This window comes from Acidovorax sp. BLS4 (assembly GCF_032929295.1).
GTDB lineage: Bacteria > Pseudomonadota > Gammaproteobacteria > Burkholderiales > Burkholderiaceae_C > Paracidovorax.
On the sequence record NZ_CP136797.1, the window covers coordinates 737,236 to 751,265 of the forward strand.

The 14,030-nt window shown below is 72.5% G+C and carries 13 protein-coding genes and 1 riboswitch; of the genes, 10 read left to right on the forward strand and 3 right to left on the reverse strand.

Going from position 1 to position 14,030, the window contains the following annotated elements; all coding sequences use genetic code 11:
- Positions 1–11: 11 nt before the first annotated feature.
- Positions 12–1,058, reverse strand: a complete 1,047-nt coding sequence (locus tag R1Z03_RS03490; RefSeq protein ID WP_317356918.1) for a 4-hydroxythreonine-4-phosphate dehydrogenase PdxA — start codon at positions 1,056–1,058, stop codon at positions 12–14.
- A gap of 15 nt (positions 1,059–1,073) precedes the next feature.
- Complete coding sequence (locus R1Z03_RS03495; protein ID WP_317356920.1) at positions 1,074–2,042, reverse strand: tripartite tricarboxylate transporter substrate binding protein; 969 nt, start codon at positions 2,040–2,042, stop codon at positions 1,074–1,076.
- 223 nt (positions 2,043–2,265) lie between these two features.
- Between R1Z03_RS03495 and R1Z03_RS03500 the strand changes: the two genes are divergently transcribed.
- Complete coding sequence (locus R1Z03_RS03500) at positions 2,266–3,021, forward strand: class I SAM-dependent methyltransferase (protein WP_317356922.1); 756 nt, start codon at positions 2,266–2,268, stop codon at positions 3,019–3,021.
- Positions 3,022–3,126: 105 nt separating this feature from the next.
- Complete coding sequence (locus R1Z03_RS03505; protein WP_284397188.1) at positions 3,127–4,200, forward strand: peptidoglycan-binding domain-containing protein; 1,074 nt, start codon at positions 3,127–3,129, stop codon at positions 4,198–4,200.
- A gap of 88 nt (positions 4,201–4,288) precedes the next feature.
- On the opposite strand, the gene R1Z03_RS03510 is transcribed toward R1Z03_RS03505, so the two are convergent.
- Positions 4,289–6,289, reverse strand: coding sequence for a carboxylesterase family protein (locus tag R1Z03_RS03510; RefSeq protein WP_317356924.1), 2,001 nt, complete (start codon positions 6,287–6,289; stop codon positions 4,289–4,291).
- A gap of 280 nt (positions 6,290–6,569) precedes the next feature.
- Positions 6,570–6,803: riboswitch (cobalamin riboswitch) on the forward strand.
- A 131-nt stretch (positions 6,804–6,934) separates the two neighbouring features.
- Between R1Z03_RS03510 and cobM the strand changes: the two genes are divergently transcribed.
- Genes cobM through R1Z03_RS03550 form a run of 8 tightly spaced genes read left to right on the forward strand, consistent with a single transcriptional unit; the run spans position 6,935 to position 13,989 of the window.
- Entirely contained in the window at positions 6,935–7,756 is an 822-nt protein-coding gene (cobM, locus tag R1Z03_RS03515; protein WP_317356926.1) for a precorrin-4 C(11)-methyltransferase, read from the forward strand.
- Positions 7,753–8,745 (forward strand): sirohydrochlorin chelatase, encoded by a 993-nt coding sequence (locus R1Z03_RS03520; RefSeq protein ID WP_317356928.1) that lies wholly within the window; start codon positions 7,753–7,755, stop codon positions 8,743–8,745. Before cobM ends, R1Z03_RS03520 begins: the two co-directional genes overlap by 4 nt.
- Positions 8,742–9,437 carry a precorrin-8X methylmutase gene (locus R1Z03_RS03525; RefSeq protein WP_317356930.1) on the forward strand — a complete coding sequence of 232 codons (696 nt, stop codon included), beginning with the start codon at positions 8,742–8,744 and terminating at the stop codon, positions 9,435–9,437. Before R1Z03_RS03520 ends, R1Z03_RS03525 begins: the two co-directional genes overlap by 4 nt.
- Positions 9,434–10,543, forward strand: coding sequence for a cobalt-precorrin-5B (C(1))-methyltransferase (locus R1Z03_RS03530; protein ID WP_317356932.1), 1,110 nt, complete (start codon positions 9,434–9,436; stop codon positions 10,541–10,543). Before R1Z03_RS03525 ends, R1Z03_RS03530 begins: the two co-directional genes overlap by 4 nt.
- The gene (gene cbiE, locus R1Z03_RS03535; RefSeq protein ID WP_317356934.1) at positions 10,540–11,913 is read left to right on the forward strand and encodes a precorrin-6y C5,15-methyltransferase (decarboxylating) subunit CbiE; all 1,374 of its coding nucleotides are present in this window, start codon (positions 10,540–10,542) and stop codon (positions 11,911–11,913) included. The genes R1Z03_RS03530 and cbiE overlap by 4 nt, the downstream gene beginning before the upstream one ends.
- Entirely contained in the window at positions 11,910–12,761 is an 852-nt protein-coding gene (cobI, locus tag R1Z03_RS03540; protein WP_317356937.1) for a precorrin-2 C(20)-methyltransferase, read from the forward strand. The genes cbiE and cobI overlap by 4 nt, the downstream gene beginning before the upstream one ends.
- Entirely contained in the window at positions 12,758–13,555 is a 798-nt protein-coding gene (locus tag R1Z03_RS03545) for a cobalamin biosynthesis central domain-containing protein (RefSeq protein ID WP_317356939.1), read from the forward strand. The genes cobI and R1Z03_RS03545 overlap by 4 nt, the downstream gene beginning before the upstream one ends.
- Entirely contained in the window at positions 13,552–13,989 is a 438-nt protein-coding gene (locus tag R1Z03_RS03550) for a cobalamin biosynthesis protein (protein WP_284430457.1), read from the forward strand. The genes R1Z03_RS03545 and R1Z03_RS03550 overlap by 4 nt, the downstream gene beginning before the upstream one ends.
- Positions 13,990–14,030: the final 41 nt, after the last annotated feature.

Consider the following 14,030-nt stretch of genomic DNA (forward strand, 5'->3'; position numbering starts at 1 on the left):
AGGGAGTGGGATCAGGCGGCGGCCAGCGCCTTGGCGCGCTGCGCGCTGCCCATGCGGCAGGCGATCTGGAAGGCCTGCCAGGTCGCCTCGGCGCTGGCGCGGCCCTGGCCGGCGATGTCGTAGGCCGTGCCGTGCGCGGGCGTGGTGATCGGGATCGGCAGGCCGCCCTGCACCGTGACCCCGCGCGAGAAACCCAGCAGCTTGATCGCGATCTGGCCCTGGTCGTGGTACATGGTCACGATGGCCTGGTACTCGCCGGCCTGCGCCTTCAGGAAGATGGTGTCGGCCGGAAACGGGCCGTGAAAAGGCGCCGGCGTGGGCCAGTCGCGCGCCTGCAGCGCCTGCACGGCGGGCACGATGGTGTCGATCTCCTCGCGCCCGCACACGCCGCCATCGCCGCCGTGCGGGTTGAAGGCGGCAATGGCCACCTTCGGTGCCGCGACGCCGCTGGCGAGCAGCGAGCGGTAGATCAGCTCGGCCGCCTGCTGGATGCGCTCCACGCTCAGGTAGCTCGCCACGTCCTTGAGCGGCACGTGCGAGGAGATGCGCGAGGTCCACAGGTCGCCCAGCGTGTTGAACTCGCAGAAGTAGCCGGTCACGCCCAGGTGCCGGGCGAAGTGGTGCAGCTCGTCCTCGTGCTGCATGCCGCCGATCTTCATGGCCTGCTTGTTCAGCGGTGCAAAGCAGATGGCGTCGATGTCGCCGGCCAGCGCCGCGTCCATGCAGCGGTCCAGCACCTGCAGCACCGAGCGGCCCCCGGCCGCCCCGGCGCGGCTGCGCTGCACGTCGGCCGGGGCCACCGTGTCCAGGGCCAGGAAGGCGGGCCGCGCGGTGCCGGCGCGGCCCCGCACATCGGCCAGCGCGCCCACGGCATCGGTCGCCACCTGCACACCGGCGATGCGCTGGCCGTCCTCCCACAGCCAGGGGTCGCCCACCAGCACGGTGTTGGCCCGCTGCGCGGTTTCGGGCCTGGCCAGCAGGCGGGCGATGAGTTCGGGGCCGATGCCGGCGGGGTCGCCGAGCGTGAGGGCCACCACGGGGCGGTCTTGCGTGTTCATGGGCGGCTTGTCCTGCTAGTCGATGCGGATGTGGTTCTTGCGGATGAGGTCGCCGTAGCGCTTGAATTCGGCGTTCTGGAAGGCGATGAACTCGGCCTGCGAGATCGGCTTGAGTTCGGCCCCGACGGCGCCCAGGCGGGTCTGGGTCTCGGGCATGGCCAGCACCTCGTTCACCGCGTCGTGCACCTTCTGCTGCACCGCCTTGGGCGTGGCGGCGGGCATGTAGATGCCGTACCAGGCGCTGATGTCCACCTGCGGCAGGCCGGCCTCGGCCATGGTGGGCACCTGCGGCAGCTGCGGGTTGCGCTGCGGCGTGGTCACGGCCAGGGCGCGCATCTTGGCGGACTTGATCTGGCCCAGCACCGAGGGCATGGTGTCGAAGCTCATCTGCACCTGGCCGCCCACCAGATCGACCAGCGCGGTGCCGCTGCCCTTGTACGGCACGTGCATCAGGTCGATGCCGGCCGCGTCCTTGAACATCTCGGCCGCGATGTGCTGCGTGCTGCCCGCGCCGCTGCTGGCGAAGTTGATGGTGCCGGGCGCTTTCTTCGCCAGGGCCACCAGCTCCTTGACCGACTGCGCGGGCAGGGCGTTGGTCACCACCAGCACGTTGGGCACCGCGCCCACGAAGGCCACCGGCACCAGGTCGCGGTTGTTGTCGTAGGCCAGCTTCAAGAGGTGCGGGGCGATGGCGTGCGCGGTGACCACGCCCATCACCATCGTGTGGCCATCGGTGGCCTTGGCGGTGGCATCGGCCGCCAGCGTGTTGGAGGCCCCGGGGCGGTTTTCCACCACCGTGGGCTGCTTGAGCAGCGGGCCCAGCCGGTCGGCCACGGCACGGGCCATGGCGTCGGTGCCGCCGCCCGGGGCCGAGCCCACCAGGATGCGGACGGGCCGGGTCGGCCAGTCCTGGGCGCTGGCGCCCAGGGGGATGAGGACGGCGGCGGCCAGGGCCAGGCCGGGCAGGGGGATGCGGCACCACATGGTTTGTCTCCTGTTGTATGCATGCCCATGGACCGGGCATTGAGGGGCATCCTAGGGCGCGGCCTGCGGGCCGTAAATTGAAATGAAATGATGAATTGATATCCATTGGTTATCGTTTCCGGTCGCGTGTGGATGCCACCGGAATGGGGGCCTGCGGTTGAATGCCCCGCGCGCGGCTCACTAAACTCGGCGCTGCTCCCTCCCCACCGGATTCCCACCCTCCATGCACCGACTGCCCTGGCCCCTGCCCGCCCTCCTGGCCTGGGCCGCCGCATGGCTGGCGTACCTGGGCCTGCAGGGCCGGGTGGCGCCGGTGGCGGCGCTGATCGCAGCCTGCGCCGTGGGCACCGCGGCTAGCGTGCTGGGCACGGGCTGGTGGCGCCGCGGGCTGATCGCGGCGGGGTTTCCGCTGTCGCTGGCGCTGTCCGGCGCGGCCAGCGTGCCGGCCTGGGCCTGGCTGGTGCCGCTCGCGCTGCTGCTGCTGGTGTACCCGCTCAACGCCTGGCGCGATGCGCCCCTGTTTCCCACGCCGCACGATGCGCTGCTCGGCCTGGCCCGCGCGGTGGCGCTGCCGGCGGGCGCGCGGGTGCTGGACGCCGGCTGCGGCCTGGGCGACGGCCTGCTCGCCCTGCGCCGCGCCTACCCGCAGGCGCGGCTGGCGGGCGTGGAGTGGAGCCGGCCGCTGCGACTGCTGTGCGCGCTGCGTTGCCCGTGGGCCGAGGTGCGTCGGGGCGACCTGTGGCGCGCCGACTGGAGCGGCTGCACGATGGTGTATTTGTTCCAGCGCCCCGAGAGCATGGCCCGCGCCTTGGCCAAGGCGCAGGCGGAAATGGCGCCGGGCACCTGGCTGGTCAGCCTGGCGTTCGAGGTGCCGGGGGTCACGCCGCATGCCCGGCTGCCGCCGGACGGCGGGCATGCGGTGTGGATCTACCGCATGGGCGCCGCGCCGGTGGCCGGCCGCCCGGCCGCGGCGCTATGATCCGTCGCTGCCCCTGGCAGGCCGGGCGTTCCGGCCGACGCCCTTGCTCGCGCCCTTTCGCCGCAAGGTGGCGTCTCCACCCTTTTCCCTGAGAGGTACCCTCCAATGTCCAAGAAGACCTTGCCACTGCTGGCCGCCGCCTGTGCCGCCGTCCTGCTGACGGGCTGCGAAACCACCAACATGAAGATGGGCAGCGCCGAGTCCAAGACGGTTGCCACCGGCGCGGCCGCGGGCGGTGCCACGGCCAACGAAAGCAGCGACCTGCAAAAGTGCGCCTCGCCCCTGGGCACCGTGTCGCTGGTGGAAAACCAGCAGGCCGGCTGGTACACCATCCTGCGCAACGAATACCGCCTGCCGCCCACGGCCAACCTGCTGCGCCTGCTGATCCAGCAATCGAACTGCTTCATCGTGGTGGAGCGCAGCGCCTCGGGCATGACGGCCATGGACCGCGAGCGCGCGCTCATGCAGTCCGGCGAAATGCGCGGCGGCAGCAACTTCGGCAAGGGCCAGATGGTCGCCTCCGACTACGGCCTGTCGCCTGAGATCGTGTTCTCCAACAGCGATGCCGGCGGCATCGGCGGCGTGCTGGGCGGGCTCATCGGTGGCGGCAGCGGCCGGGCCATCGGCGCCCTGGGCGGCGGGCTCAAGACGCGCGAGGCCAGCGCCATGCTGACCCTGGTGGACAACCGCTCGGGCGTGCAGATCTCGGCCTCCGAGGGCAGCGCCTCCAAGAGCGATTTCGCCGGCTTCGGCAGCCTGTTCGGCGGCTCGGCCGGCGGCTCGCTGGGCGGCTACCAGAACACGGCGCAGGGCAAGGTGCTCACCGCCGCGTTCATGGACGCGTACAACCAGATGGTCGTGGCGCTGCGCAACTACAAGGCGCAAAGCGTGCAGGGCCAGGGCCTGGGCGGCGGTGGCCGCCTGGGCGTGGACGGCGGTGCCGCACCGTCGCAGACCCGTGCCGGCGTTCCCGCGCCCGCAGGGGCCCCGGCCGGCGCCCCTGCCATGTCGGTGCGCGAGGCGCAGGAGCGCCTGAACGCCCTGGGTTACAACGTGGGCACGCCCGATGGCGCTGCCGGCGCCCGCACGGCCACCGCGCTGCGCAACTTCCAAAAATCGAAGGGCCTGCCGATCACGGGCCGCGTGGACGCCGCCACGGCCGACGCGCTCTCGCGCTGAAGCCAAAAGCGCGAAGGGGACCGCAGGCCCGTGCCTGCCCGTCCCCTTTTGCGCGGCGCCGGGCCCCGGCGCCGCCATGCCACCCCGGTCACTGCCCCCCGATGGGCGCCACCGTGTTCCACAGCGCGGTGCAGTGGGCCGCCGAATCGATGGACGATGCCGGGAGGCTGCTGGGGCTGCCCGCGGTGCTCCATTGCGAAAGCGAGGAGGACAGGCCGGCATAGGGCGTCCAGGCCGTCGGCAGCTGCGCGCCGCTGGCGGCCACCGGCGTCCATGGCGCCGGGCTGGCGGGGCTGTTCACGAAGCTCGCCCAGGCGGCGGCCATGGTCTGGGCCAGGGCCTGGTCGGCGGGCGGCGGCGGCTGGCTGCCCCGGGTGTACACCGCGTAGGCCGTTCCCAGGGTGTTGAACACATAGGGCAGTTCGTTGCCGTGGCAGACGTTGCCGTTCTTGCCCGGTGCGCAGGCCGCGACTTCCGTGGGCGGCTTGCCGGCGCTGTAGAGGTCGATCAGCGGCGGCTGGGCGAACAGGTAGCCGAAGGCCGGCAGCGCGGGGCTCGCCTGCGCGTTGCGGGCGGCCGCCCGGTTCGCCATGGCCAGGTTGCCGCAGCGGAACGCGAAGTCGTTGATCACGCCGGACAGCGTCGCCGCCGTGCCGTTCATGTAGCTCGGCGCGGGCCGGGTGGGCGCGCGGTACGGGAAGACCGGCTGGCCTTGCGCCGTGGTGCTGTAGCCCAGAATGGTCTTGGCGTCGTCCGGCCAGACCATCGACACCAGCTTGCCATTGAAGAACAGGGGATCGAGAACCAGCCCCAGCTTCAGGAAGGCCAGGTTGGCGAAGACGGCGCCCTCGTCGCGGTTCACGCCGAAGACGAAGGGCTTGGGCGGCATCGAGGCCGTGGCGGACACCGCGTTGTAGCCGGCCAGGGGCTGGCCCACGATGACCTTGCCGTCCACGGTGGGCGACCAGGGCAGGCCATCGTTGACCTGGGGCGACGCCTGGGCCAGAAGCCCCACCAGCGGGCGCGTGGCGGCCTCGCGTTCGGCGGCGGCGAGGGCCTTGGGGTTGCCGGCCTTGCCCCGGGTGCCAAACAGCTGGCCCGCCTGGGCCGCGACGATCTGCGCCGGCGTGGCCTTCAGCAGGATGGGCTTGCCCGCGAGGCACCCGCCCACCTGGGTGCACAGGGCATCGCGGAACAGGCTTCCTATGCCTTGCGCCTGCGCGGGCGTGCGGTACACCGAGCCCACCGGGTTGCTCTCCATGATGGCGGCCTGAAAGCGCGTGGCGCTGTCCGGTGCCGAGAACAGGTGCAGCCCCGCCGACATGGCCCCGGCGCTCTCGCCCGCGACCGTCACCCGGGTGGCATCGCCCCCGAAGGCGCCGATGTACTTCTGCACCCAGTCCAGCGCTGCCTGCTGGTCCAGGATGCCGAAATTGCCCCGCAGCGGCCCCCCGACGGTGGGGTTTTCCACCGCGTTGTCGAGGGCCAGGAAGCCCAGCGCCCCCAGGCGGTAGTTGATGGTGACGACCACCATGTCGCCCGCCGCCGCGAGGTACGAGCCGTCGTACAGGTTGCCCACCGTGGCGCCCTTGGCGCTGTCGTACAGCGGCAGGTAGCCGCTGCCCTCCACGAACGCGCCGCCGTGGATGAAGAACAGCACCGGCCGCTGGGCCGGCGCGCTGATGGCCGACTGCGGCGTGAAGACGTTCAGGTACAGGCAGTTCTCGCTCTGCGCGCTGGTGGGGAGGTTCGGCCGCGCGGCCTGCGGGCAGAACGGGCCGGCGGCCGTCTGCGCCACGTTGCTGCCGGCCGGGACCGTCGCCGCCGGGGGCTGGAACCGCGCGGCCGTCGCGTACTGGATGCCCAGGTAGGCGTTCACCGGCACCGGGGCCGATGCGCCCGCGGGGGTGACGGGCGTCTGCAGCCCGCACAGCGTGGGCGCCGCGGGCGCGCCGGCGATGGTGACGGTGGTGCCGCTCGCGCAGGCCGGTGCCGTGGCGGCCGCGGCCATGTTCGGGGCGCCCAGGCACAGCAGGGCAGAGGCCGCCAGCGCCAGCAGGGCGCGTCGGGCGCAAGGGGGTCGTCGCATGGAAATCTCCCTCTCTTGTTCGATGGATCGGTGTGTCGCGCCCCCCGGGCGGGGGGCGGCTCCATTCTTGGAGAAAGCGCGGGCCCCGGGCCGCCGCAGCGCCTGAAGCCTTCTGAATCGTTCTGGGGTGGCGGTGCTGGCCCAGGGTGCCGTGTGCAAGGCGTTACCTGTGGTCACAGCTCCTTGGAATCCTTGGCCTGGCCTGCCATGTTTGCTATTGAAATAATAGCTGCCAAGGCATGTTTCACTAGGGCGTGAGGCCTGAAAGGCTTGCAATCGATCTATACTCCCGCCCGTTGGTGCTCGCGCGGTCATTGCGACCGCGCAGTTAAACGGGAACCAGGGAGGGCGCGTCCGACGGACCGCGCCCCAACCTGGGCTGCCCCCGCAACGGTAAGCGAAAGAAGGCCTCGCCTTCACCCCGTGGAATCGTGCCCACTGGATGCCTCGGCATCTGGGAAGGGTCCACGGGTTTTCGCCAGCCCGGAGACCGGCCGACAGGGGGCCGCGCGCCCCAAGGCACAGGCCTTGGAGCGCGCGGCCCATTTCACGGAACCTGCGGGGAGGCAGGGGTCCGGGCGAATGCATTCCTGTGGTCCCCATGCAAATCTTCTCTGTGCTGGCGCGTGCGCCAGCCCCGCGGCCATGACGCCGGGCACCGTCTGGTTCGTCGGCGCCGGGCCGGGCGATCCCGAGCTCATCACCGTCAAGGGCCGCGCGCTCATCGAGCGCGCCGGTGCCATCCTGTTCGCGGGCTCGCTCGTCAACGAGGCGGCCACGCGCTGGGCCCCGCCCGGCTGCACCATCGCCGACAGCAAGGACATGACGCTGCCGCAGATGGCCGCGTGGCTCATCCTGCAGGCGCAAAAGCACGACACCGTGATCCGCCTGCAGACGGGCGACCCGGCCCTGTACGGCGCGCTGATCGAGGTGGTGCAGCCGCTGGACGCCGCGGGCGTGCCGCTGCGCGTGGTGCCAGGGGTGTCCTCGGCCATGGCCTCGGCCGCGGCGGCGGTGGAGAGCTTCACCCTGCCCGAGGTCACGCAGAGCGTGATCTTCACCCGCGTGGAGGGCCGCACGCCCATGCCGCCGGGCGAGTCGCTGGCCGAGCTGGGCCGCCACCACTGCACGCTGTGCATCTTTCTGTCGATCACGCTGCTGCACAAGGTGCAGGCCGGGCTGCGCGAGGCCGGCTGGGCCGAGGACGCGCCCCTGCTCGTGGTGCACAAGGCGAGCTGGCCGGGCGAGGAGCTGATCGTGCGCGGCACCCTCGCCGACATCCGCGACCGCTGCCGCGAGGCCCAGGTGGTGAGCCAGGCCATGGTGATCGCCAGCCCCACGCTGGGCGCCCGCCAGTGGACGGAGCTGGCCAAGTCCAAGCTGTACGACCCCACCTTCACGCACCGCTTTCGCCGGGCGAGCGAGCCCGCCCGCCCCACCCAACCCCCCCTGGAACGTGCCCCATGAACACCACCATCCTGCTGATCGGCCATGGCTCGCGCGAGCCCGAGGGCAACGACGAGATCCACGCCTTCGTGGCGCAGTGGCGCGCGCGCCAGCCGGCCTGGCGCATCGAGGTGTGCTTCATCGAGTTCGCGCCGCCCGGCCTGCACGACGGCCTGCTGCAGGCGGCGCAGGGCAGCCAGCGCGTGCTGGTGCTGCCGCTCATCCTCAACGCGGCGGGCCACGTGAAGATGGAGATCCCCGAGGCCATCGAGCATGCGCGCGCGCACTGCCCCGGCGTGGCGTTTCTCTACGGCCCGCACCTCACGGCGTGCGAGCCCATCCTGGCCATCCTGCAGCGCCAGCTGCGCCAGTGCATGAACGCGCTGGACATGCCCGACCCCACCACCACCGGCGTGGTGCTGCTGGGCCGGGGATCGTCCGACCGGCAGGCCAACGGCGACGTCGCCAAGATGGCGCGCTGGCTGCAGGAAGACGGCCACCATGAGCTGGTCGAGATCGCCTTCACCGGCATCACCTGGCCGCGCCTGGAGCGCGTGGTGCAGCGCCAGGTGCTGCTGGGCATGAAGCAGATCGTGGTGCTGCCGTACTACCTGTACACCGGCACGCTGATGCAGCGCATCGGCCGGCAGGTGGCGCACCTGCGCGCGCAGTACCCGCAGGTGCGCTTCGCGCAGTCGCCGCACTTCGGCCTGGAGCGCGAGATCTTCGAGTTGCTGGAGGGCCGCGTGGCCGACCTGCTGGAGGGCGCCCCGGGCAGCCTGCTGCCCTGCGACGGCTGCAAGTACCGCGAGATCGCGCACGACCTGGGGCATGGCCACAGCCATGAGCACACGCACGCCCCGGCGGGCGCGCCCGCGCCGACCCCCGAGGCGGCGGTGGCCCTCGCCGCGGGCGGGGCGCCGGTGCACCGGCACGCGCACGCCCCGCACGGGGCCGACCATGCCCATGGCGCGGCGCACCCGCACCCGCACGAGACCGCCACGGCATGAGCACCGTCAACACCGTCACCGAGCAGCTCACGCGCGCCGGCCAGGCCATCGAGCACGACAGCTTCGCCATCATCGACGCCGAGGCCGGCCCGCACCCCTACACCGCGGCGCAGTGGCCCATCGTGCGCCGCATGATCCACGCCAACGCCGACTTCGAGTTCAACGGCCTGACCGACTTCCACCCGAAGGCGGTGGAGGCCGGCATCGCCGCCCTGCTGCGCGGCGGCGCGCCCGTGGTGGCCGATGTGGAGATGATCTGCTCGGGCCTGTCGCAGCCGCGCCTGGCCCACTTCGGCATGCGCACGCACCAGTTCATCAGCGACGCCGACGTGATCGCCCGGGCCCAGGCCGAGGACACCACGCGCGCCGTGCAGGCCATGCGCAAGGCGCACCGGCACGGGCTGCTGCAGGGGGCCGTCGTCGGCATCGGCAACGCGCCCACGGCCCTCATCGAACTGGTGCGGCTGATCCGCGAGGAGGGCGTGCGCCCCGCGCTCGTGGTGGGCATGCCGGTGGGCTTCGTCTCCGCCGCCGAATCCAAGGACCTGATGGCCGGCGTGGACGCGGTGCCGTGGATCGTCATCCGCGGGCGCAAGGGCGGCTCCACGCTGGTGGTGGCCGCGCTGCACGCGCTGCTGGCGCTGGCCGAGGCCCGCCAGAAGGCCGCGATGCCGGGGACGCCGTCGCCATGATGGAAAAGACCGTGCGCCGCGGCACGCGCACCGGCTTCACCACCGGGGCGTGCTCGGCCGCCGCCGCGCGCGCCGCCGTGCTGGGGCTGGTGCACGGCTGCGTGCCCGAGGCGGTGGACTGCCTGCTGCCCAACGGCGACGTGGTGCGCTTTGCCGTGAACGACGGCCGCTGCGACGGCCAGGCCGCGCATGCCATGGTCATCAAGGACGCGGGCGACGACCCCGACTGCACCGACAAGGCCCACCTGACCGCCGACGTGCGCGTGCTGCCCGGCGATGCCGGCGCGGTGCGGCTGGCGGGCGGCTTCGGCGTGGGCACCGTCACCATGGCCGGCCTGGGCCTGGCGGTGGGCGGCCCGGCCATCAACCCGGTGCCGCGCCAAAACATCGAAGAGAACGTGCGCGCCGTGGGCAAGGCGCTGCTCGCCCATGCGGGGCTGGAGGTCACCATCTCCGTGCCGCAGGGCGTGGACATGGCCAAGAAGACGCTCAACGCGCGCCTGGGCATCCTGGGCGGCATCTCCATCCTCGGCACCACCGGCATCGTCAAGCCCTATTCCACCTCGGCCTACCGCGCGAGCGTGGTGCAGGGCGTGCAGGTGGCGGCCACGCTGGGCCACGGCGTGGTGGTGCTCACCACCGGCGGGCGCACCGAGCAGTTCGCCATGAAGGAGCGCGCGCAGCTGCCCGCCGCCTGCTTCGTGCAGATGGGCGACTTCCTGCGCTACGCCCTCGACGAGGCCGTGGCCCAGGGGCTGCGCGAAGTCGTCATCGGCGGCATGGTGGGCAAGCTCACGAAGATCGCCCAGGGCGAGACCATCACCCACGCCAACCGCGCCGAGGTCGACACGCAACTGCTGGCCGAACTGGCCGCCGGCATCGGCGCGCCGGCCGACGTGTGCGCCGAGATCGCCGCCGCCGAGACCGCGCGCTTCGCCGCCGAGCGCATGGAAGCGCTGGGCCTGGCCGCACCCTTTCACGCCGCGCTGGCCCGCGCGGTGGTGGACACCCTCATGGCCCCCGACCGCTACGGGGGCCGCTTCCAGCTCCAGGTGCTCGTCTGCGACTTCGACGGCCGCAAGATGGCCGAGGCCTGCTCCGCATGAACGCTCCCGACACCGTGACCGCCTTGACCACCGCCCCGACCGCCATGCCCGATCCCCAACCCTGCCGCATCATCGGCGTGCTCGACGACGGCGCGGCCAGCCTGGGCGCCACCGCGCTGGCCCTGCTGCGCCGCGCCGACCTGGTGGTGGGCGGCACGCGCGCGCTGGCGCTGTTCGAGGACGACATCGCCCCCGGCGCCACGCGGCGCGACCTCACGGGGCAGCTCTCCGCCGTGCCCGGCTGGATCGCCGCCGCGCGCGATGCGCAGCAGGCCAGCGTGGTGCTGGCCACGGGCGACCCGCTGTGCCACGGCATCGCCAGCTACCTGGCCTCGCGCCTGTGCATCGAGGCCATCGAGGTGATTCCCAACGTCTCCACGCTGCAGCTGGCCTGCGCCCGCCTGGGGCTGGCCTGGCAGGACGCGCGCATCGTCTCGGTGCATGCCAGGGATGCGGGCGAGTGGCAGCAGGGCGCGGCGCCGTCGCATGGCCTGTATGCGCTGGCGCAGGCCGTGCGCGCGCACGACCGGCTGGCGGTGCTCACCAGCCCCGACAACACGCCTGCGCGCATCGCCCGCCTGCTGGTGGCCGAGGGCCTGCAGGACGACTTCCAGCTCAGCGTGGCCGAGCGCCTGTGCACGGCCGACGAGCGCGTGTGCGCCGACCTGGCGCCGGCCGACGCGGCGCAGCAGGCCTTCGCCGACCCCAACGTGGTGCTGCTGGTGCGCACGCGCCAGCGGCCCGCGCCGGTGCGCTTCGGCCTGCCCGATGCGGCCTACCACCAGCGCCAACCGGACAAGGGCCTCATCACCAAGCAGGAGGTGCGTGCCGTGTCGCTGGCGCGCCTGCAGCTGCGCGCCGACAGCCGCGTGTGGGACATCGGCGCGGGCAGCGGCTCGGTGGGGCTGGAGGCCGCGCGCCTGTGCCCCCAGGGCCATGTGTGGGCCGTCGAGAAGAACGAGGCCGATGCGGCCATCGCGCGGCAGAACGTGCAGGCCTTCGGCGTGTCCAACCACACGCTGGTGCACGGCAAGGCGCCCGAGGGGCTGGATGCGTGGCCCGACCCGGACGCCGTCTTCATCGGCGGCTCGGGCGGCGAGCTGGCCGAGCTGATCGCGCTGTGCCTGAAACGCCTGCGCCCGGGCGGCTGGCTGGTGATGAACTTCGTCACGCTGGAGAACCTGGCCGCCGCCACGCAGGCCCTGCAGGCCGCGGGTGCCGCGTGGGACGTGCTGCAGCTGCAGGCCGCGCGCAGCAAGCCCATCCTGCACATGCACCGCATGGCGGCCGAGAACCCGGTGTGGATCGTCTGCGCGCAGGCCGTGGGCACAGAGGCCCCGGCAGCGTCGGTGGTGGAGGAGGGCGCATGACCGATACGACCCCGTCCAGCGCCGCCCTGGGCCGCCTCATCGGCGTGTCGCTCGGCCCCGGCGACCCCGGCCTCATCACCCGCGCGGCCTGGGCGCAGCTGCAGCGCAGCGATGCCGTGTGGACCTACCCGGCCCGCAGCACCAAGACGCCCAGCTACGCCTTCGACATCGCGCAGCGCGCAGGATTGACGCCGCCCGCCACGCACCAGACGCTGCTGTTCCCCATGACGCACGACGGCGACAAGCTCGCCCGCGCCTGGGCGCGCGCCGCCGCCGCCGTGCTGCCCTGGCTGCAGGCCGGGCAGGACGTGCTGTTCCTGGTGGAGGGCGATGCCAGCACCTATGCCACCTTCGGCCACCTGGCGCGCACCGTGCGGGCGCTGGATGCGCGCATCGAGGTGCCGGTGATCGCGGGCGTGAATGCCTTCACCGCCGCCTGTGCCGCGCGCGGCATGCCGCTGGCCGAGCAGGACGACACCGTCGCCATCGTCCCCGCCGCCTACGGCGTGGGCGCGGTGGACCGCCTGCTGCCCGACTTCGACACCCTGGTGCTCATGAAGGTCAAGCCGCTGATGGACGAGCTGATCGACTGGCTCGTGCGGCGCGGGCTGCTGCCGCACACGCAGTTCATCGAGCGCGTGGGCGCGCCCGACGAGCGCTGCGTGAACGGCCCGGACCTGCCGGCCCTGCGCGGCACCAAGGTCAGCTACCTCTCGCTCATGGTGGTCAAGAACCCGCACCGCATCCGCGGCGAGCGCATCAAGGGCTGCCTCAAGAAAACTTCGCCCACTGCGCCGCTCACCGGCGCCCTGGGCCTTCCACTTGCCGAAATGGAGACAGACGAATGAATTCCCCCACCGCCACCCCCGCCGTGGTGCTCTCCGCGCCCGCGCAGCCGCTGGAGGCCGTGCGCGTGTGCCTCGTCGCCATCACCCGCCACGGCGCCGCGCAGGCCGCGCAACTGGCCCGCGACGTTCCGCAGGCCCATGTGTGCACCGCGGCCAAGTTCGCCAGCGCGTTCGAGGGCCTGTCCAACACCGTGCGGGCCTACGAAGGCGCGCTGCGCGACGAGATCGCGCCGCTCTTCGCCGCCTACGACCAGCTGGTGTTCTTCGTCTCGCTCGGCGCCGTGGTGCGGCTCATCGCGCCGGTGCTGAAATCCAAGGACGAGGACCCCGGCGTGACGGTGGTGGACGACGCGGGCCAGTTCGTGATCCCCGTGCTGTCGGGCCATGTGGGCGGCGCCAACGACTGGAGCGAGCGCATCGCCGCGCTGATCGGCGCCACGCCCGTGCTCACCACCGCGTCGGACGTGGGCAAGACCATTCCCGTGGACATCCTCGGGCGCCACCTGGGCTGGCGCGTGGAGGCGCCCAAGATCAACATCACGCGCGTGTCGGCCCACGTCGTCAACGGCGAGCCCATCGCCGTGGTGCAGGAGGCCGGCCGCCGCGACTGGTGGAACCGCCCCACGCCGCTGCCCGCCAACATCGCCTGCTTCGACCGCCTGGACGATGTCGACCTGGCGCACTACCGGGCCGTGCTGTGGGTCACCCATGCGCCGGTGCCGCCCGAGCAGTGGCAGGCCCTGCAAGAGCGCCTGGTGGTCTACCGCCCGCCGCTGGAAGGCGCTGCGGCATGACGGCGGCGTCCGGCACCGGTGGGCTGCGGCTGGCCATCGGCCTGGGCTGCGACCGCGGCACGCCCGAGGCCACCGTTCAGGCCTGCCTGCTGCAAGCCCTGGCGCAGGTGCCCGCCGACCTGCGCCACGTGGCTGCCGCCGCCAGCATCGCCGCCAAGGCCGACGAGGCCGCTTTTCTCGCATTGGCGGCGCGCCACGGCTGGCCGCTGCAGTGGTACACCGCCGCGCAACTGGCGGCCGTGCCCGTGCCCAATCCCTCGGCCACGGTGCTGCGCTACATGGGCACCCCGTCGGTCAGCGAGGCCGCGGCGCTGCTGGCGGCCGGCGCCGCGCACGATGCATCCGCCCTGCTGGTGGAAAAGCACCGGCTGCGCGGCGAAGACGGCCGCAACGCCACCGTGTCGATCGCGCGCATGGCGCACGCGGCCGGCTGATCCCTTCGTTCCGATTTTTCCCCTTCTTCACCCCAAAAGGC